This is a genomic window from Halobacterium sp. DL1, from assembly GCA_000230955.3.
In the GTDB taxonomy this organism is placed as follows: Archaea; Halobacteriota; Halobacteria; order Halobacteriales; family Halobacteriaceae; genus Halobacterium.
In genome coordinates this window covers 2,276,122-2,295,829 of sequence record CP007060.1, presented here as the reverse complement: position 1 = coordinate 2,295,829, position 19,708 = coordinate 2,276,122, and the positions used below count along the sequence as shown (strand labels likewise).

Below are 19,708 nucleotides of genomic sequence, written 5' to 3'. Positions count from 1 at the left end.
AGCCACCGTATGGACGTAGCGCCGTTCGAACTGGAGCGGTGGTTCGCGGAGTACGAACACGACGCCGATGTGATGCTCGCTGAGAGCGGCGTCCGGAGCCTCCCGGCGAGCGACTTCGACACGGACCCCGGCGAACTGGGGTACGTGATTCCCACGAAGGGCGCGCCGGACGTGCGGACAGCCATTGCCGAGGAACACGTGCGGACTGCCGACGAGGTGGTCTGCACGGTGGGGACTCAGGAGGCGAACTTCCTCGTCTTCCAGTCGCTGCTGTCGCCGGGCGACCACGCCGTCGTCGTCACGCCGACGTACCAGAGCCTCCACGCGATTCCAGAGTCCATCTGCGACGTGACCCGCGTCCCGCTCGACAGGCCGGAGTGGACGCTGGACGTCGACGCCGTCGCGGACGCGATTCGCCCAGAGACGGAACTCGTGGTGGTGAACAACCCGAACAACCCGACCGGGCGGCAACACGACGAGGAGACAATCCAGGCGCTCTACGACCTCGCTGCGGACGCAGACGCTTACCTCCTCGGCGACGAGGTGTACCGCCTGCTCGCCGAGGACCCACTGCCACCCGTTGCGAGTCTCGGCGAGCGCGCCATCAGCACGTCGGGCCTCTCGAAGACGTACGGGCTCGCTGGCCTCCGGTTCGGCTGGCTCGCCGGACCCAGCGAGGTGGTCGACGCCGCGGAGCGCTGGAAGGACTACACCACCATCTCACCCACCAAGTTCGGCCAGCACGTCGCCCGGCAGGTCCTCACGGACCGCGAGGCGGAACTGCGGGAGGACGCCCTCGACCACGTTCGGGAGAACCGAGAAATCACCGCGGACTGGGCACGAGAACACGGCATCGACTGGCCCGACCCCGTCGGTTGCAACGCGTTCCTCGGCGTGCCCGCGGGCTTCGAGAACTCCGAGGCGTTCTGCCGCACCGTGGTCGAGGACGCGTCCGTCGTGCTCGCGCCGGGCCGCTGCTTCGGCGACGCCTACGACGACTACTTCCGCGTCGGGTTCGGGCTGCCGACCGCGGAACTCCGGGAGGGCCTCGACCGGGTCTCGACAGTGCTCTGAACGGTCTGCGAGCGCCTTCGGGCGGAGCGCTTCCAAACGGTTTATACCCGGCAGGTGTGAATCCAGCCGTATGGCGAAAGAGCAGACGGAAGTGCGCGAACTGCAGGAGGGCAACTACGTCATGATCGAGGACGCCGCCTGCAAAATCAACGCCTACAGCACCGCCAAGCCCGGCAAGCACGGCAGTGCGAAGGCACGAATCGAGGCCCGCGGCGTCTTCGACGAGAAGAAACGCAGCCTCAGTCAGCCGGTGGACGCGAAGATCTGGATCCCCATCGTCAACCGGAAGCAGGGACAGGTCGTCTCCAAGGAGTCCGACACCGTCGCGCAGGTGATGGACCTCGACACGTACGAGACCGTCACGATGCAGATTCCCGCCGACCTCGACGTGCAGTCCGACGACAACATCGAGTACCTCGAGTTCGAGGGCCAGCGCAAGATCCTCCAGGACTGAGCATGTTCCCCGGCGCCCACGACGCCGACCCGGAGTCGGCCGGCACCACGGCCGACTACGTGGTCGTGGGCGCACCACTCGACATCTCTACCTCCTTCCGACCGGGCGCTCGTTTCGGCCCGGACCGCATCCGCAAGTTCGCACGCACCTTCGAGGACTACCACCACGCCTCAGGCGCTCACTTCTCCGACCACGGCGTCGCCGACTACGGCGACGTCCACGCGTGGAACGACGCCGCGGAGTACCTCGACTACCTCGAGGGCGTGCTCACCGACGCCCACTGGAACGACGCCGTCCCCGTCGTCCTCGGCGGCGAGCACACCGTCAGCGTCGCGGGCGTTCGCGCCGCCGACCCCGACGTCTTCGTCGCACTCGACGCCCACCTCGACCTCCGCGAATCCTACGACGGCGACCCGCTGAGCCACTCGACGGTGACCCGCCACGCCCTCGACGTCGCCGACGAAGCGGTCGTCGTCGGTGCGCGCTCGGGCAGCGAGGCCGAGTGGGAGCGCGCCAGCGAGGGCGATGTCACCGTCGTTCCTCCCGAGGATGCGGCGGACTGGACGCCCGACGTCGACGGCGACGTCTACCTCAGTGTGGACGTCGACGCCGCCGACCCAGCGTTCGCCCCCGGCACGGGCACCCCGGAGCCGTTCGGCCTCGACTCCACGACGATTCGGGACGTCGTGCGTGCGTTGGCTCCCGAGGCTGTGGGGTTCGATGTCGTGGAGGTCAACGACCACGACGACGGGCAGGCTGCTACTCTGGCCGCGAAACTGGTCCGGGAGTTCGTTCACGCTCACGCGGACGGCTAGTCTTCGGTAATTCTGACCACACTACATCTGAGGGCGTGTTAGCGGAAGCCCCCGGTCGCTCGTGGCCTGCACCTCGTTGCGCTCCTCGTCACTCACTGCGTTCGTTCCTGCGGTGCTTGCGTCGGTTCGGCTCACGAGCTGCGCGGACGGCGAAGCCGTCCGCGAGTTCGGCGGCGCTACGCGCCGCCCACGCCCCCTTCCGGATTCCCACCCCGTCGGTTGGTCGGTAGAGCTAGGTGGGTGGCGGATGGACGGAATGCCGACGCCTAGAAGTTGCCGGCGCTCCCCTCTCCGCACATGGACCTCTCCGAGATCGTCTCCGAGTTCGACGACCGGTTGCGCGTCGACGCCTACACCGACGCCGCGACGAACGGCCTGCAGGTCGGGCCGCGGGAGCGCGAGGTGGAGCGCGTGGCGTTCGCCGTGGACGGCGTCGTCGAGACTGTCGAGGCTGCCGTCGAGTGGGACGCGGACCTGCTGGTCACCCACCACGGCGTCGTCTGGGGCGGGCTGGACGCCGTCACGGGGCGCGAGTACGAGCGCATCCAGCCACTCGTCGACGGCGAGTGCGCGCTGTACGCGGCCCACCTGCCCCTCGACGGCCACCCGGAACTCGGTAACGCGGCCGGCCTCGCGGACCTCGTCGGCCTGGAGGACCGTCAGCCGTTCGCCGAGGCGGACGGCGAACCTGTCGGCACGCGGGGCACCGCCGCCGAAGCCTACACCGCCGACGAACTCGCGGGGCTGCTCGAATCAGAACTCGACACGGGCGGCCAGGGCGTCCGAGTGCTCGACTTCGGACCCGAGGAACTCGAGGAGTTCGCGGTGCTGACGGGGGCTGGGGCGGACTGGCTCCGCGAGGCCGAAGCGGCGGGTGTCGACGCCTTCGTCACGGGGGAGGGCGAGCAGAAGCTCTACCACGAGGCCCGGGAGGCTGGCGTCACGGTGGTCCTCGCGGGACACTACGCGACCGAGACGTTCGGCGTGCGGGCGCTCCAGTCTCTCGCCGACGACTGGGGACTGGAGACGACGTTCCTCGACCACCCGACCGGAATCTGAGCTGGCCGTCGGCGCCCAGGGGCGTACCGGTAAGCGTCCGGGCAGCCGTGTGGTCTTTTTGCGTGCCACGCCTACCCCGTGTGTGCCCGACGAACTCGGCGGCTTCGAGGACGTCCGCGAGGAGGTCGAGGGCCACCCGATGGTGGGCCTGCTCCGATACGCCAGGCGCTACTGGCCGCGCCTCTCCGTCGGCATCACGTCCTCGCTCGTCACGCGGCTCTCGCGGCTCGTCCCGCCGCTGGTCGTCGCCGCCGCCATCGACCGCGTCATCCTGCAGTCGGGCGAACCTGGGCTGCTCGCCCAGCTCGGCCTCGTCCCCGGCGCGGCAGTCACGTCGGAGGCGACGCGGGTCGCGCTCCTCCACCGCCTCGCGCTCGTCGCCGCGCTCGCCTACGTCGTGCGCTCGGTGACGAGGTTCGTCTCCAGGTACTTGCTGCAGTCGACTGCCCAGAAGATACAGCGGGACCTCCGCAACGACACGTACGACCACATGCAACACCTCTCGCTGGACTTCTTCGCGAACCACCAGACGGGCGCGATGATGTCCATACTGAACAACGACATCAACCGCCTCGAGCGGTTCCTCAACGACGAGATACGCCAGATAATCCGCGTCGTCGCGACGGTCGGCGGCATCGGCGCCGTCCTGTTCTGGGTGTCGCCGCCGCTGGCTGTCATCGCGCTCGCGCCGGTTCCCATCATCGGCCTGTCGAGCGCCTTCTTCCTCACGTGGATCGAACCCCGGTACAAGCGCATCCGGGAGACCGTCGCGCGCATGAACGCCCGCCTGGAGAACAACATCGGCGGCGCGAAGGTCATCAAGGCGTTCGACCGCTACGACTTCGAACTCGACCGCGTGGCCGGCCAGTCGGCGACCTACCACGACGAGAAGGTCGCCGCCATCAAACTCCGGCGCATGTTCTTCGCCACCATCCGCGTGCTCACGGGCGTGGCGTTCGTCGGCATCCTCATCGTCGGCGGCGAGATGGTCATCCGCGGCGAGTTCGTCGCCGGCCCGCTCGTCCTCGGCGCGGGCATCACCACGGGGACGTTCACGATGTTCTTCCTGTTCCTGCGCCGGATGTACGCGCCCATGCGGCGCATCGGCGTCACGGTCAACCGCTACCAGCGCGCGAAGTCCAGCGCCGAACGCGTCTTCGGCGTGCTGGGCCACGAGCCGACCGTCACCAGCCCCGAGAACCCCGTCGACCCCGACGACGTCGACGGGCGCGTCACGTTCGACGACGTCCACTTCGGCTACGACGACACCGAGCAGGTGCTCTCGGGCGTGGCCCTCGACGTCGAACCCGGCGAGACGGTCGGCCTCGTCGGCGCGACCGGCGCGGGCAAGAGCACGCTCGTCAAACTCGTCCCGCGGTTCTACGACGTGGACTCCGGCGCGGTCCGCGTCGACGGCACGGACGTCCGCGAGTACAGCCTCCAGGGCCTCCGGGAGCACGTCGGCGTCGTCGAACAGGACCCCTACCTGTTCTCCGGCACCGTCGAGGAGAACATCGCGTACGGCGACCTCTCCGCGCTCGACGACTCGCCCGGCGGAGAGCAGCCCCGCGACGAGGCGACCGACTTCCGCGTGGACGGCCGCGTGCTCGACGCCGCGAAGGCCGCCGAGGCCCACGAGTTCGTCCGCGACCTGCCCGAGGGCTACCAGACCCAGATCGGCGAGCGCGGCGTCAAACTCTCGGGCGGGCAGCGCCAGCGGCTCTCCATCGCTCGCGCGCTCCTCAACGACCCCGCCATCATCGTCCTCGACGAGGCCACGAGCGACGTCGACACGGAGACCGAGGAGCTCATCCAGGAGTCGCTGCGGCGGCTCACCGCCGACCGCACCGCGTTCGTCATCGCCCACCGCCTCTCGACGGTCCAGGACGCCGACCGCATCGTCGTGATGGACGGCGGCGAGATCGTGGAACTCGGCACCCACGACGAACTCGTCGACACGGGCGGCATCTACGCCGACCTCTGGAACTCCCAGAGCGGCAGCGGGGATTCTGCGGCGCTGACGGAGTGACCGCCCCGTCCGGAGGACCGAGGCGTTTTGGTCGTCCGGCCGCTACTGCCGACCGGCCGATGACGAAGCCACCGGGCCGACCCGGGGTGGCTCCCGCGGACTGACGAGCCCTATGAGTGCCGAGGCCAGCTTTCTATCCATACATTTGCGAGAAGAAGTGTACGAAGTCGGAGAATTGCGTCTGCTACCCTCTGCGAGCGGCACGGGGCCACGTGATCACCTGCCGTCGGCGTCGGATAACTAACGCCGGCGGTCCGTACTCCGGAGCAACGGTTGCTGTATTGGCATTTGGGGGCACGACTATACTGTGGGGCAAGAAAGTGCCGAGAAGACCACCGCAATGGCCGATTCACTTCACGAGCGAGTCTTCGAGGAAGCGGCGGCGGGCATGGCAGTTCACGAACCGGGTTCGGCCCGTCTCGAATCGGTGAATCGGGCGTACGCCGACGTGCTCGGAGACGATCCGTCGGCACTGGAGGGGCAGTCACTTGCGGACCTCGCTGCCGGGGACGCATCGGCACTCGAGGCGGCGATCGACCGTGCGCTCGGCAGTCACCCCGAACAGATCGAGACGACGCTGACCGATGCGAGCGGCAACGAACAGCGCGTGACACTCGTCCTCGATGCGATCACCGTCGACGACGAGTCCCGGCTGTTGTCGACGATCCGACCGGTTACGGACGAGGCGATCGAAACCGTACCAACCCCGTCGGAGCGACGGCTCGAAGTCGCCCTGGCCGGGACTGATACCGGGGTCTGGGAGTGGGATATGACGACTGACGAGGTGATCTGGACCGAGAGCATGGAGCGGTTGTTCGGTCTCGAACCGGGGACGTTCGAGGGAACGTTCGAAGCGTTTGCCGAGCGAGTCCATCCAGAGGACCTCGCGGTCGTAGAGGCGGCGATCGAACGCGCGGTCGAGCGCAGCGGGCTGTTCCAGACGGAGTACCGGATCGAACGCACAGACGGGGAACAGCGGTGGGTGTACGCACGCGGAGAAGTACACACCGACGGGGACCGCGGCAGGCGGATAATCGGCATCGTGACCGATATTACCGACCGGAAGCGAAACGACGAGGCGCTTCGCCAGCAGAAACGACAGTACCGCCAACTCGTCGAACGGCTCCCGCAAGCACACTACACCATCGACAGCGAGTGGCGCGTTCGGTTCTGTAACGAGACACTGGCAGAGCGTTTCGGGAAGCCAGTCGAGGAGATCGAGGGCGAGCTGCTCTGGGACGTGTTCCCGGAAGTCAGCGGGACCGTCGTCGAACGGACACTTCGACGGGTGATGGAGACCGGCAACCCGGAGAACTTCGAGTACCAGTACGAGTCCGGCGACCACTGGGTCAACGTCCAGGCGTATCCCTACGAGGGTGGCATCGCGGCCGTCTCGACGGACATCTCCAGTCAGCGCGAGGCGCTGCGTCGGATTCTCGACGCTGCGCCGGTCATCCTCTACCGGTTCGACAGCGACGGTGTCTTCCAGGAGATGCGTGGCAACATCCTCTCACGGTTGGGGCTCGAACCCGAGGATCTGGTCGGCGAGAACATCTTCGATATCTACGCCGACCACGAGGAAGTCCTCGAGGCGGCCAGTCGCGCATTGGACGGGGAGTCGTTCCGGTACACCGTCACGCTCGGGGATATCACGCTCGAAACCCACTATACGCCGGTCTACGACGACGGTGAGGTGGCGAGTGTGATCGGCGTCTCGATGGACGTTTCGGAACTCCAGCGCCAGCGCAAACGCATGGAGTTCTTCAACTCGATTCTGCGCCACGACGTTCTGAACGGTATGACCGTCATCAAGATGCGCGGGGAACTACTCGCTGCGGAACTCGACGGCCAACAGGCACAGTACGCCCAGACTATCGTCGACTGGTGCAACACGACGACGGAGGTCACCAAGCGCGTCCGACAGGTGGTCGAGACCCTCGCGACGCCCGAGGAGGAACACCAACTCGAATCGATCGACGTCTCGCCGATTCTCGACCGGAAGATATCGGAACTAGAGGCCGCCTATCCCGACGTAACCTTCGAGACAGCGATTCCGGACGGCGTCTGCGTCGAGGCTGACGAGTTGATCGCGGAGGTCCTCGGCAACGTGTTGACCAACGGTATCGAACACAACGACACCGACGGCCTCCGGATCGAGACGAGTGTCGAAACCGACGGAGATACCGTCAGCGTACGGATTTCAGACAACGGACGGGGTATCGACGACGACCGAACGGAGGCGGTCTTCCGACGCGGGGAGAGTTCTCACGCCAAGGAGACCGGCTCCGGGTTCGGGCTGTTCTTTGTCGACGTGATGATCGAAAAGTACGGCGGTGACGTCAGAATCGAAGACAGCGATGCTGATGGAGCCTGTTTCGTGATCGAACTGAGAGCCAACGAGGCGGATGCATGACAATAACACTCATGAAAGGGACGGCCGAACGTAGGTGGGAAGAATGACCGATCAGGAGCAACCGGTCGTCCTCATCGCCGAGGACGAGCAGACAATCGCCGAGGGATACGAACTCTGGCTTTCGGACCAGTACGAAGTCAGACTGACAGCCGACGGCCAGGAGGCACTCGATGCGGTCGACGACACAGTCGATGTCGTGTTACTCGATCGGATGATGCCCGAACTGTCGGGGGAACAGGTACTGCGGGAGATCCGCGAGCGAGCGATCGACTGTCGCGTGGCGATGGTGACGGCGGTCGAACCCGATTTCGACGTGGTCGAGATGGGGTTCGACGCCTACATCACCAAACCCCCGGAACGGCAGGAGTTGCTCGACACCATCCAGCAGTTGCTCGACAGGGCCGGTGTCGACGACGCGTTCCAGCAGTACCACTCGCTGATGGCGCGCAGAGGCGCGCTGCAGGCACAGAAAACCGAAGCGGAACTGGAGCAGAGCGAAGTGTACCAGGACCTACTCGACCGTATCGAGTCCCAGCGCACCGAGGTCGACGACAACCTGGGTAATATGGGCGCAGAGGTCGACTTCGTCAGTGCGGTACGCGAGGTCGAAGACGGGGACTCGGGCTTCGACGATGTCGAACTGGGCGAGGGGGAGAATTTCGAGGACGCCGATACCGGGGACTTCGAGACAAGCGAGGGAAGCGATGACTGATGCATACGACGTGAGCGGTGCCTTGCCGGGTGGCGATCTGGACGAGCTCCCGGCGGGGACGAACATCGTCGTCGTCGGCCCGTCGATGAGCGGGAAGCAAGCACTGGCCCTGGAGTTGCTCGCTGCCGGATACGAGGACGGAGACGGTATTCTCTGCATCTCCACAGAAAGTGCGGAGAAGGTCTACACCGATCTCGAACGGCACGTCGACTCACTGGACCGGGACCGCGTCGGCATCGTCGACACCTCCGGCGGAGATGGTACGGACCTCCTCGATGCGACTATCGAGTCAATCTCCTCGCCCGGCGATCTCACCGGTATCAGCGTCAGTATGGCGAAACTGTTCCGACACTTCGAGGATCGAGGCGTCTCCGATATCCGATATGGGCTGATTTCGATATCGACGCTGTTGCAGTATCTCGACAGCAGCAAAGTGTTCAGATTCCTCCACGTCTACACCAAGCGGATCGAGGAAACCGGGGGACTGGGGATCTACACCCTCAGCAACGACAGCCACGACCAGCAGGTCGTCAACACGATCACCGGACAGTTCGACGGCGTGATCGAACTCCGGGATACCGATAGTGGCGAGATGGAGTTCCGTGTCCGCGGGCTGGGTCGGCGACCGACGGCCTGGGAGCCGTTCTGACTGTGGTGGTTGCTTCCGGAGTGGGGTTCCGGGACCGGTTTCCTGGAAGTCGCCCGAACGTGTATTCCACAACTCAACCGTGAGACGAGTCTCGTCGTGACTGAGGCGGTCCTGAAGCGGCACCCGCGTGCCTGGCGAGCAGCAACCAGACGAGCGCGCTCGAAACCCTCCTGAACACAGGCACTATGGATAGTTTGTGAGTCGTGAGTGCCGAGGCCTCCGTCTTTTACGGGTCGCCCGTGTCTCCATGGGCATCCCACAGGACCCGGTACACGGCGATGGACCCACCGATTAGGAGTTTCAGGGAGGGGGTGAACGCGGTCGTGGCCACCCCCAGATATATTTCAATCCAGTGAGTAATTAGACTGGTACGATGTCCTCACACAGTGCGACGACGAGCTCCGGACGGCGCGAGTCGGCACGGGACAGTCGACTCCGACTGTGGAACAGTGTCATGGCTGTCCTCCACTTCCTGCAGGGGGCGGCGATGGTGCTCCTGGCCGACACCGTCCTGTGGCCGATAACTCGCACCAGGTACGGGTTCGACCCTGGAAGCCAGTCGATCTTCCCGGAGACGGTCGCGTTCGTCGACGCCAACCTCCCGCTGCTGGTCGCGGGATTCCTCTTCATCTCCGCGCTCGCTCACACCGCCATCGCGACGGTCTGGTACGACAAGTACGTCCGGTATCTCGACAGGGGCATGAATCCGTATCGCTGGTACGAATACTCGGTGAGCGCCTCGCTGATGATCGTCGTGATCGGGATGCTGTCCGGCGTGTGGGACCTCGGGACGCTCGTGGCGCTGTTCGGCCTCGTTGCGGTGATGAATCTCTCCGGTCTCCTGATGGAGCAGCGCAACGAACTGACCGAACAGACGGACTGGACGCCCTACTGGGTGGGTGTTATCGCCGGTATCGTCCCCTGGATTACCATCGGGGTCGCGTTCGTCGGGTCGGTGACGGCCAGTGCCGGCGAGTTCCCCGAGTTCGTCATCTACATCTACGTCTCGATTTTCGTCTTCTTCAACCTCTTCGCGCTGAACATGGCCCTCCAGTATCTGGAGGTGTCTCGGTGGAAGAACTACCTCTTCGGAGAGAAGATGTACATCGTGTTGAGTCTAGTCGCCAAATCCGCCCTCGCGTGGCAGGTGTACTTCGGGACGCTGAACTCCCCAATCTGAGCGAGCATCGCGGCCTGCTCAGCCAGCATTCGAGGTGGTAGAATGCGAGGGGGAGAGATACTGCTGTGCGGGACACGCCATCGAGTGCAGAAGCGCTCGACGAACCCCATCTCCTGCTCGTATGCCCCGGCCGGAAGCAGTCGACCGAGCGGCCGAGCGCATTCTCGGTGGCTAGATTGTGTGCCGTGAGCGCCGAGGCAGTGTTCCATCCACAGGTCTCTGCGGAGCGGTGACCGAACGTGGGTCGACGCGGCCGGCGTTTCGCGTGCCACTGTGACACACTCCCAAACGTTATTGACGTCACTCCGTGAGTTTTCGCCCATGGACGCTATCGCTCACCGGGGCTGTGCGGAGCAGTTCCCGGAGAACACGCTGCTCGCGATCGAATCGGTCGTCGACCACGTCGACCGCGTGGAACTCGACGTGCGCCAGTGTGGTTCGGGTGAGATCGTTCTCTTCCACGACGCGACGACGGCGGCACTGACGGGCGAAGAACACCAGGTCGATTCGACCGACTACGAGACGCTCCGTGGACTCTCCGTACTGGACACCGACGAACACGTCCCCACACTGGCCGACGCTCTCGGGACGATTCCCCCGGACGTCGACGTACAACTCGACCTGAAAACGAACGGAATCGCTGCCGACGTGAAACGGGTCGCCGACCAGTACGACCACGACGTCTACCTCTGCTCGACGGACACGAGCGCGCTGACCGAGGCCACCGCTCTCTCCTGGGACGCCGCTGCCGGCTACGTCTCGTTCGCGTACTTCGAGGACGAGGACGTGGACCCGAGTACTGTGACCGAGTCAGAACAGCGAGACGCGGTCGAATCCGCGGTCGCGCTGGACTGTTCGTTCGTCGAGGTTCCGTACTCCCTCGCCGTCGAATCGGACGTCGTGGACGCCGCCCACGACGCGGAACTGGACGTGGTCGCGTGGCCGATTCGAACCCGCGACCAGCTAGACGCGATTGCGGCACGGGACGTCGACGGGGCGATGCTCGATCGGGTCGACATCCTCTGAATTTCTGCCGGAGCTACTCACCGCTCCGCCGTGACGAGGCGGAGTCCGTCGCTCCGTACTGGCTACCCCCGGGCGCCGGCCAGCGCTGACGAACGGTGGCTCGTCGTCGGGGCCGGCGGTCCCTCTGGCAGTGCGCCCCGCGACTCGGACTGGTTCCCGACCGACCCCGACCCGAACACGTCGGTCTCGAACGTCCGGTTGTAGGAGAGGAACTCCAGGGGGAGCGTTCGCTCGACGGCGCCGTACTGGACCGTCGCGTCGAAGGTGACGGTGAGCCGCGTCGTCTGGTTGTTCCGCAGGTGGGTAACCCACCAGTCGTCCAGCTTCGAGTTGTCGATTACCGCGCGGGCCTCCAGCGTCCGCGTGCTCTGGGCCGGGAGCACCGTCTGCTCGGCGGCCTGGCCGCTCCCGACGACGATGCCGTTCATCCGGACGGTGTACTGAATCTCGGTGACGGGGATGGGGGCGGGGAGCGAGTTCGTCACCCTGGCCGACGCGTCGATGGGCGTCCGTTCCGCGGTCGCCTGGCCCCACTGCGCGTCCGTCTCGTCGACGACGAGGACCTCCCGGCCGAACGCCGAGAACCGCCGCGTCTCCTCCGTCTCGAGCGGTTCGAGCAGGTTCGTCTGGAACGTCCGGTTCCGGGTCAGGGACTCCGCCGGCAGTTTCAGGCCGGCGTACCGGACCACGACGGAGGGGTCGACGGTCACGGTCGTCGTCTCGTTGTTGTTCACGTGCGTCACCCACCACTCCGGAATCCGGTCGTTGTTCACCCACGTCGACGTCGTGAGGGTGTCGTCGCTGCCGAGCGTCACCCGCTTCTTCTCCTCGGTGGCGAAGACGACGTCGTTGAGCGCGACCGTGTATTTGACGTTCGCCGCGCTGTCGGCGAGCCTGAGCAACCAGGGATTGTCGACCGCGATTTTCGTCTCGACCTCGCTCTGATTCTCCTCGACGGTGCCCCACTCGTTTTCGACAGACTCGACGCTCGGCCTGTCGAAGACGAGGAGTCCGTAGGCCGCGGCGCCGACGACGAGCACCGCGACAGCGAGCACTGCGGCTTTCCGCCGTCGGGTGAGTTCCATCTCGACCGGAGCTAGCCGATTCACGCACTTGGGGAGCGGCGTGGCAGCGGAAAGCCGTTTTTACAGGTGTGGACGCCGCGAGACGCACGGTCGAGTCGGCGGCCCAGTCGGGTGACGGTCGCCCCCAGTTCGCGGTCGTAGTTCCGGACGCTCGGCGGTCCGCCCATCAGTCACTCACCGCTCGCGTCGACGGGGTCGTCTTCGACCGTGTACTCCGCTAGCCACGGCGGCTCCGTCCGGTCCTTCGACCACTCGAAGAGGTCGCGCTTCTCGTTGGCGTAGTAGTAGCGGTAGGCGTCGACGTAGTCGGGCGCCGTCCACTTCCCCGTCACCTGCGGGGGGTCGCGCGCCGTCTCGCGCGGCCACGCGAGGTCGGCCACCGCGTCGCCGTCGAGCGTCTCGACGACAGCCCAGGAGCCGTGGGACTCCGCTGGCTCGTGGTCCCACCGGTAGCGCCACTCCTCGTGGGCCGCCTCGGTGTACGCGTGGAGGGTCCGCCAGTTCCCGTACGCGTCCGCCGCCCACTGCGTGAGCGGATGGTCGGGGTGCGTGAAGTAGAGGTCGTCGTCGCTTGGGTAGCCGTGCAACTGGACGGCCGTCGTGAGCACCATCGAGCATTCGAAGACGCTGCTGGTGACGTGGGCGTCCACCAGCCAGCGGGCCGCCTGGTCGAGGTCGCGGTCCAGCCAGAACGCGTTGACCATCCGCGGAGCCTACGCCCCGGCGCCGGTTAGCCGCGTCGCCACGCTATTTACGTCTCGTCCGTGAAGTACGCACGTGACCCCATCGCACGTGCTCGTTCCCCTCGACGGGTCGCCGCTGGCCGACGAGGCGCTCCGCCACGCGCTCGCGACCTTCGACTGCCGCGTGACGGTGCTGAACGTCGTCACGCCTCTCGACACGGGGATGAGCGAGAGCGGCGTCCTCGAACCCGACGATTCGCGCCTGGACGCCGGTCGCGAGCGAGCAGCGGAGCTGATTCAGCGCGCCGAGACCGAGGCCGCGTCGGCCGAGCGCCCCGTCGAGACGGCCGTCGACACCGGCGACCCGGCGGACGCCATCCTCGCGTACGTCGCGGACCACGACGTCGACCACGTCGTGATGGGCGGCCACGGCGGGGAGCGTGGCGACCTGACGAGCCGACTGCTCGGGACCGTCGCGACGACCGTCGTCAGCGAGGCGCCGGTGACCGTCACCGTCGTGCGGTAGGCCGACCGCTACTGGATGCCGAACAGCCCGGAGAGGAGCTGATAGAGCCCGTAGCCGGTGGCTATCGAGGTCGCGAGCGTGATGACCCAGAAGCCGACGGTGACGCCTATCTTCCGGCGGGAGACGCCCGCCGTCCCCGCCGCGAGGCCGCCGCCGATGACGCCGGAGATGATGATGTTGTTGAAGGAGATGGGGATGCCCAGGGCGATGGCGACCTGGGCGATGACGAACCCGGGGACGAGCGCCGCGATGGAACGCCGCAGGCCGAGCTGGGCGTACTCCCGGGAGGTCGCCTGCAGGAGGCGGGGGGCGCCCATCCACGCGCCGGCGAGGATGCCGGTCGCGCCGATGGCGAGCAGGGTGGTCCCGGGGAGGCCGAGTTCGACGCCGTAGAGGTTCTCGAGGGGGCCGGTCGCGAGTCCCACCTGGCTGCCGCCGCTGGAGAACGCGACCACGCTGCCGAGCGCGAACAGGAACGTCCGGATGCCGGTCTCGACGGACGCCCGCGTCCGGCGCTGGATGTAGCGGAACGCGAGGACGGCGAACAGCAGCGTGACGACGACCACGACGAGGTCGACGCCGAGGACGGTGGGTCCGCCGACGAAGACGGCCACCGCCGCTGCGACCGAGGCCTGTGCTTGCTCCGGGTGCGGAATCACCCCTAGCTGGACGTTCGCGAGGATAGCGGCGACCACGGCCGCGAGCAAAGGGATGGACAGGGTCTCGGGGACGTCCTCGCGCCGGAGCAGGGTCGCGGTGAGGTAGGCCAGCCCGCCGGACATCGGCGGAACGAGCAGCCAGAACGTCCCGATCTCCCGGTACGTCTCGAACGCCGGGGCGCCGCCGAGGCCGAGGCCCACGCCGACCATCGCGCCGGTCGTCGCGAACGCCGCGGGGACGGGGTAGCCGCTGTAGACGCCGAACGCCATGAACGACGCGGCCACCAGCAGCCCCGTCGTCGCCGCCAGCGGCGTGATGGTGACACCGCGGATGAGGTTCGCGCCGACCGTCTCGGAGATGGCCCCGCCCTGCGTGAGCGCGCCGGCGGCCGCGAGGATGCCGATGAGGAACGCCGCGCGCATTGTCGACACCGCGTTCGCGCCGATGGCGGGCGCGAACGGCGGTGAGTTGCTGTTCGCGCCGAGCGACCACGCCATGAACAGACAGCTGACGGTCGCGAAGGCCACGAGGGCCCAGAAGACGACGCTCATACAGGCCGTTTCAGCGGGCAGCTATAGAAAGGATGGGATGAATCGGCCCTCTCCGAGGCGACCAATCCAAGCATTGACAGGGACGTGACCCGGATTTCCCACAACGAATGAGCGAGCCGCTCACCAAACTCGAGACGCCGCCACGGTCGACGCCACGGGAGCCAACAGTCCAGCGGTCCGACCGACGGGGACAGCGATGGTGAACGCCGCGTTCTCGTTCGGTCGGCTGTTCCTTGCGTTCTTCCTGGTTGCGCTGAACGGCTTCTTCGTCGCCTCGGAGTTCGCGCTCGTCCGGATCCGCTCGACGACCGTGGAGCGACTCGTCGAGGAGGGGGAACCCGGAGCGGCCACCCTCTCGGACGCGGTGACGAACCTCGACGACTACCTCGCGGCCACCCAGCTCGGCATCACGCTCGCCTCGCTGGGTCTCGGCTGGATCGGCGAACCCGCGGTCGCAGCGCTCATCGAACCGTTCCTGGGGACGATTCTCCCCGAGAGCCTCGTCCACCTGGTCGCGTTCGCGCTCGGCTTCGGCTTCATCACCTTCCTCCACGTCGTCTTCGGGGAACTCGCGCCGAAGACCATCGCCATCGCGGAGGCCGAGCGGATGTCGCTGCTGCTCGCGCCGCCGATGAAGTTCTTCTACTACCTCTTCGTCCCCGGCATCGTCGTCTTCAACGGGACGGCCAACTTCTTCACCAGCCTCATCGGCGTCAAGCCCGCCTCCGAGAGCGAGGAGACCCTCCAGGAGGAGGAGATCCTGATGGTGCTCTCCCACTCCGGCAAGCAGGGCCACGTCGACCGCGAGGAGGTGGAGATGATCGAGCGCGTCTTCGAACTCGACGACATCACCGTCCGCGAGGTGATGGTCCCGCGACCCGACGTCGTGAGCGTGTCCGAGGACCTGCCGCTCTCGGAGATCCGTTCGGTGGTCCTCTCGGAGGGCCACACGCGCTACCCGGTCGTCGAGGCTGACGACCAGGACCAGGTCGTCGGCTTCGTCGACGTCAAGGACGTGCTCCGGGCCAGCGAGTCCGTCGACGCGACGGGCGAACCCCTCACGGCCGGCGACATCGCGCGGGAACTGACCGTCGTCCCCGAGAGCACCCGCGTCAACGACCTCCTGGTGGAGTTCCAGCGCGACCACAGCCAGATGGCCGCCGTCATCGACGAGTGGGGCTCCCTCGAAGGCATCGCCACCGTCGAGGACGTCGTGGAGGTGGTCGTCGGCGACATCCAGGACCAGTTCGACGAAGTCGAAGGCGAACCCTCCATCGACCGGCGCGCCGACGGCACCTACGTCGTCGACGGCGGCGTCTCGCTGGCGGCGGTCAACGAGGCGCTCGACGCCGACCTCGAGAGCGACGAGTTCGGGACGCTCGGCGGCCTCGTCCTCGACCGCCTGGGGCGGGCCCCGGAGGTCGGCGACGAGGTGGAGGCTGACGGCTACCGGCTCTCCGTCGAGGGCGTCGACGGCGCCCGCGTCACGAGCATCGTCATCCGGGAACCGGACGAGACCGAACCGGACGAGACCGAACCGGACGAGACCGAACCGACCGAGTGAGTCGCCACTGGGTCTCCTCCGGGAGCATCGGCGAAGCGGCCGTCGACCCCCTGACGGGGTCTCTGACCGGGTACAGTTTTATTGGCTGACGTTCCGATACAGCTACTCGTGAGCCGGAATTGACGACAGACTCGAAGCCCACTCCCGGGACCGGGGAGAACCTCGAGGGGGAGTCACCCGAACCCGAGCCCCGGGCGGTCTCCGACGAGGTCACGGTCCACGAGGAGGACGTCGAACTCGAGCGGACCATCGGCCTCGTCGGCGGGTTGGCCATCGGTATCGGGACGATGATCGGCGCGGGTATCTTCGTCTTCCCGGGGCTGGCTGCCGGGAACGCGGGTCCCGCAGCGGCGCTCTCGTTCGGCGTCGGCGGCGTCGTCGCGCTGCTGGTCGCGCTGCCGGCCTCCGAACTGGCGACCGCGATGCCCCGGAGCGGCGGCGGCTACTTCTTCGTCTCGCGGAGCATGGGAACGGCCTTCGGGGCCATCGTCGGCCTCGGACTGTGGCTCGGACTGGTGTTCGCCTCCGCGTTCTACCTCGTGGGGCTGGGTCACTACGCCGCCGCGGTCCTCGGGGAGGTCGGAATCGAACTGTCGCTGAGTCCGGTGGTTCCGATGGGCCTGCTGTTCGCCGTCGTCCTGACCGCCCTGAGCGTCACCGGCACGGAGAACACCGCCAAACTCCAGAACGTCGTCGTGGCGCTCCTGCTGGTCGTGTTGACGCTGTTCCTCTCCTACGGCTCCCTCGACGCGCTCGGCGTCTTCGGCCGCCAGACGGTCCCGGAGGCGTTCTTCTCGCGGGGGTACTTCCCCGTCCTCAGCACCGCCGCGCTCGTGTTCACCTCCTACCTCGGCTTCGCGCAGGTCGCCACCGTCGCCGGCGACATCAAGCAGCCCGGCCGCAACCTCCCGCTGGCGATGGTCGGGTCGGTGCTCGTCGTCACCGTCTTCTACGTGGTGACCATCTTCGTCGCGACGAGCGCGTTCGGCGCCTCCCAGCTGTCGGGGTTCGGCGAGACGGCGATGGTTGAGGTAGCCCGGGACTTCCTCGGCCTCCCGGGCGCGGTGGCCATCCTCTTCGCCGGCCTGCTTGCGACGTTCTCCAGCGCGAACGCGTCGATACTCAGCGCCTCCCGCACGGTGTACGCGTTGAGCCGGGACGCCCTGCTCCCCCGGCGAGCCAGCCGGATCAACCTCCGGTACGGCACGCCCCACGTCGCGCTGCTGGCGGCGGGCGGCCCGATTCTCCTGCTCGTCGCCACCGGCGAGGTGGCGGTGCTCGCGGAGGTTGCCTCGTTCCTCCACCTCGTCATGTACGGCCTCATCTGCGTCGCGGTGCTCGTCCTGCGCCGGCGCGACCCCGACTGGTACGACCCCAGCTACCGGATGCCGGGCGTTCCGGTCCTGCCGGTCGTCGGAGCGGCCGCCAGTTTCGGGCTGGTCGCGTTCATGCAGTGGGCCTCCATCGCCATCGGCGGCGCGGTGATGCTCGTCTCCTATCTCTGGTACCGGTACTACGCCGGCACCGTCGAACTGAGGGGTGACTTCTGACAATGCAAGACAGACCCACCGTACTCGTTCCAGTCCGCGTCCTCGAGGGGGAGTCGATCCCGGAGGGCGTCCCCGAACTGCTCGCGAACGCCCACGTGGTCCTGCTGGGCTACCACGTCGTACCCGACCAGACCGCACCCGGTCAGGCCCGCCTGCAGTTCGAGGACCGGGCGACCAATCGACTCGACGAGCTCGAGTCGATACTCGTGGACGCGGGGGCGACCGTCGAGACGCGCCTCGTGTTCACGCACGCCGGCCAGCAGACCATCGACCGGACCATCGCCGAGCACGACTGTCTCGCCGTGCTCGTCCCGAACGCCACCGGGCCGCCCGAGGACGTCCTCGTCGCGGTCCGGGGCGCCGTCGGCGTCGACCGGCTGGCTCGCCTGGTCGCGGGGCTGTTCGCGGGCACGGGCGTCGCGGTGACGTTGTTCCACGTCGCCGCCGAAGGGGAGACCGACGAGGACGCCGAGACGCTGCTCGACGGGGTGACCGCCCGTCTCGTGGAACGGGGCATTGACGAGGACGCCCTCGACGTCCGCCTCGGGGAGAAGCAGCGTCCGATGGACGCCATCGTCGACGCTGCCGACGAGTTCGACGCGGTCGTCATGGGCGAGTCGGACCCGTCGCTGGCCACGTTCGTCTTCGGGTTGCGGTCCGAGCAGGTCGCCGAGCAGTTCCTCGGTCCAGTGCTCGTCGTCCAGCGCGAGCCAGGAAGTACAGACGGCGAGTCGGGGTCGGACTGAGGACTCGGGCGAGGCCGTGGCCGTCCCGTGGTAACTGCTCCAGCGGTCCCTCCTCAGGTCGCGTCCTCGTCCTCGTCTGCGGACTCGTCGTCGGCCGCGTGCCCCTCGTCCGCGCCGGCCGTTCCCTCGTCCGCCTCGCTAGTTTCCTCTTCGCCGTCCGGGTCCTCCGCCCCACCCTCGCCGTACCTCGGTGGCGCTCGCTCGGACATCGGCTCGGGGTCGGTCCCCTCCCGGGACGGGTAGGCCTGGTCGTCGTCGGGGCCCGCCACCTTGCCGAGTTCGTCGGTCATCTTCGTCTTCGAGAGGCTGACGTCCACGGGGCCTTCGGCTCCGGGGTCGCCCTCGTCGGGGTACCGCGGGTCCTTCGGGTCGGCGTCGTCGACGTGGGGTTTCCGCGTCACGTCCTCGTCCTGTCCCGTCGAGAACCGGACGCGACCCTCGTCGGGGTTGGTGTCGGTGTCGACCGCTGGTTCCCCGTCGACGCCCCGGGGCCCCGCCCGGGTCCGGTTCATCGTGCTGGCTGCCATCCGGTGGGCGTACGCCTCGGCGGACACCGTCGACTCCCCGTCCGCGGCGTCGGTCGACCCGGGCCCCTCCACGCTCTCGGTGTCCTCGCCCGAGCGTCGGCGCTGGAGCACGGCCACGGCCAGGGCGCCAGCGCCGAGCAGGAGTGCGGCCACCCGGCGTCGCCGACGTGCGACCGCTCGCCCGCCACTGACGAAGAGGAGGCCGCCGGCCGCGGCGGCCGCCGTCCCGTTTCGCCCGCGTTCCGTGACCGCGGCGCGGACGCGCTCAGCGGGGGTCGGGTCTGCCGCTTCCTCGGTGGCCTGTGCGTCCGGAGCGTCGCCGGGTTCGGTGTGCTCTGACATGGTGGTGGATTGCCGGCAGCGTCGAATCGGTCGGTGCGGTACACGCTACGCGCCGGAAGCTGT

General features: G+C 67.3%; 19 protein-coding genes. 14 read left to right on the top strand and 5 right to left on the bottom strand.

Features of this window, described 5'->3' with window-relative positions:
- Window positions 1-9: 9 nt before the first annotated feature.
- The 8 genes from HALDL1_13820 to HALDL1_13785 all read left to right on the top strand — a co-directional run bounded on the left by HALDL1_13820 (window position 10) and on the right by HALDL1_13785 (window position 9,205).
- Window positions 10-1,074 carry an aminotransferase gene (locus HALDL1_13820; protein ID AHG04543.1) on the top strand — a complete coding sequence of 355 codons (1,065 nt, stop codon included), beginning with the start codon at window positions 10-12 and terminating at the stop codon, window positions 1,072-1,074.
- 70 nt (window positions 1,075-1,144) lie between these two features.
- The gene (locus HALDL1_13815; GenBank protein ID AHG04542.1) at window positions 1,145-1,528 is read left to right on the top strand and encodes a translation initiation factor 5A; all 384 of its coding nucleotides are present in this window, start codon (window positions 1,145-1,147) and stop codon (window positions 1,526-1,528) included.
- A 2-nt stretch (window positions 1,529-1,530) separates the two neighbouring features.
- Window positions 1,531-2,343 (top strand): agmatinase, encoded by an 813-nt coding sequence (locus HALDL1_13810; GenBank protein AHG04541.1) that lies wholly within the window; start codon window positions 1,531-1,533, stop codon window positions 2,341-2,343.
- A gap of 297 nt (window positions 2,344-2,640) precedes the next feature.
- Window positions 2,641-3,402 carry a hypothetical protein gene (locus tag HALDL1_13805; GenBank protein AHG04540.1) on the top strand — a complete coding sequence of 254 codons (762 nt, stop codon included), beginning with the start codon at window positions 2,641-2,643 and terminating at the stop codon, window positions 3,400-3,402.
- Between the two features lie 82 nt (window positions 3,403-3,484).
- Window positions 3,485-5,431: an ABC transporter ATP-binding protein gene (locus HALDL1_13800; protein ID AHG04539.1), complete on the top strand. Its 1,947-nt coding sequence runs from the start codon at window positions 3,485-3,487 to the stop codon at window positions 5,429-5,431.
- 340 nt (window positions 5,432-5,771) lie between these two features.
- On the top strand, window positions 5,772-7,844 hold the full coding sequence (locus HALDL1_13795; GenBank protein ID AHG04538.1) for a histidine kinase: 2,073 nt from the start codon (window positions 5,772-5,774) through the stop codon (window positions 7,842-7,844).
- Window positions 7,845-7,887: 43 nt separating this feature from the next.
- Window positions 7,888-8,556 (top strand): DNA-binding protein, encoded by a 669-nt coding sequence (locus tag HALDL1_13790; protein AHG04537.1) that lies wholly within the window; start codon window positions 7,888-7,890, stop codon window positions 8,554-8,556.
- Window positions 8,549-9,205: a hypothetical protein gene (locus HALDL1_13785; GenBank protein AHG04536.1), complete on the top strand. Its 657-nt coding sequence runs from the start codon at window positions 8,549-8,551 to the stop codon at window positions 9,203-9,205. The genes HALDL1_13790 and HALDL1_13785 overlap by 8 nt, the downstream gene beginning before the upstream one ends.
- A 226-nt stretch (window positions 9,206-9,431) precedes the next feature.
- Here the strand turns inward: HALDL1_13785 and HALDL1_13780 are convergent, their stop codons facing one another.
- Window positions 9,432-9,536, bottom strand: a complete 105-nt coding sequence (locus tag HALDL1_13780; GenBank protein AHG05374.1) for a hypothetical protein — start codon at window positions 9,534-9,536, stop codon at window positions 9,432-9,434.
- A 42-nt stretch (window positions 9,537-9,578) separates the two neighbouring features.
- On the opposite strand from HALDL1_13780, the gene HALDL1_13775 reads away from it, so the two are divergent.
- Both HALDL1_13775 and HALDL1_13770 read left to right on the top strand, forming a co-directional pair.
- Entirely contained in the window at window positions 9,579-10,385 is an 807-nt protein-coding gene (locus HALDL1_13775) for a membrane protein (GenBank protein AHG04535.1), read from the top strand.
- Window positions 10,386-10,706: 321 nt separating this feature from the next.
- Entirely contained in the window at window positions 10,707-11,411 is a 705-nt protein-coding gene (locus HALDL1_13770) for a glycerophosphoryl diester phosphodiesterase (GenBank protein AHG04534.1), read from the top strand.
- Between the two features lie 62 nt (window positions 11,412-11,473).
- On the opposite strand, the gene HALDL1_13765 is transcribed toward HALDL1_13770, so the two are convergent.
- The gene (locus tag HALDL1_13765) at window positions 11,474-12,496 is read right to left on the bottom strand and encodes a hypothetical protein (GenBank protein ID AHG04533.1); all 1,023 of its coding nucleotides are present in this window, start codon (window positions 12,494-12,496) and stop codon (window positions 11,474-11,476) included.
- A 170-nt stretch (window positions 12,497-12,666) separates the two neighbouring features.
- On the bottom strand, window positions 12,667-13,200 hold the full coding sequence (locus HALDL1_13760) for a hypothetical protein (protein AHG04532.1): 534 nt from the start codon (window positions 13,198-13,200) through the stop codon (window positions 12,667-12,669).
- A gap of 73 nt (window positions 13,201-13,273) precedes the next feature.
- On the opposite strand from HALDL1_13760, the gene HALDL1_13755 reads away from it, so the two are divergent.
- Window positions 13,274-13,705 (top strand): universal stress protein, encoded by a 432-nt coding sequence (locus HALDL1_13755; GenBank protein AHG04531.1) that lies wholly within the window; start codon window positions 13,274-13,276, stop codon window positions 13,703-13,705.
- 8 nt (window positions 13,706-13,713) lie between these two features.
- Here HALDL1_13755 and HALDL1_13750 read toward each other — a convergent pair whose 3' ends face one another.
- Window positions 13,714-14,916: a sodium-dependent phosphate transporter gene (locus HALDL1_13750; protein AHG04530.1), complete on the bottom strand. Its 1,203-nt coding sequence runs from the start codon at window positions 14,914-14,916 to the stop codon at window positions 13,714-13,716.
- Between the two features lie 196 nt (window positions 14,917-15,112).
- Between HALDL1_13750 and HALDL1_13745 the strand changes: the two genes are divergently transcribed.
- The 3 genes from HALDL1_13745 (at window position 15,113) to HALDL1_13735 (ending at window position 18,776) form a co-directional block, all read left to right on the top strand.
- The gene (locus tag HALDL1_13745; protein AHG04529.1) at window positions 15,113-16,480 is read left to right on the top strand and encodes a cobalt transporter; all 1,368 of its coding nucleotides are present in this window, start codon (window positions 15,113-15,115) and stop codon (window positions 16,478-16,480) included.
- A gap of 119 nt (window positions 16,481-16,599) precedes the next feature.
- Entirely contained in the window at window positions 16,600-18,030 is a 1,431-nt protein-coding gene (locus HALDL1_13740; protein AHG04528.1) for an amino acid transporter, read from the top strand.
- Window positions 18,031-18,032: 2 nt separating this feature from the next.
- Window positions 18,033-18,776: a universal stress protein gene (locus HALDL1_13735; protein AHG04527.1), complete on the top strand. Its 744-nt coding sequence runs from the start codon at window positions 18,033-18,035 to the stop codon at window positions 18,774-18,776.
- Between the two features lie 53 nt (window positions 18,777-18,829).
- On the opposite strand, the gene HALDL1_13730 is transcribed toward HALDL1_13735, so the two are convergent.
- A complete protein-coding gene (locus HALDL1_13730) occupies window positions 18,830-19,645 on the bottom strand; it encodes a hypothetical protein (protein AHG05373.1) in 816 nt (271 codons plus the stop codon).
- Window positions 19,646-19,708: the final 63 nt, after the last annotated feature.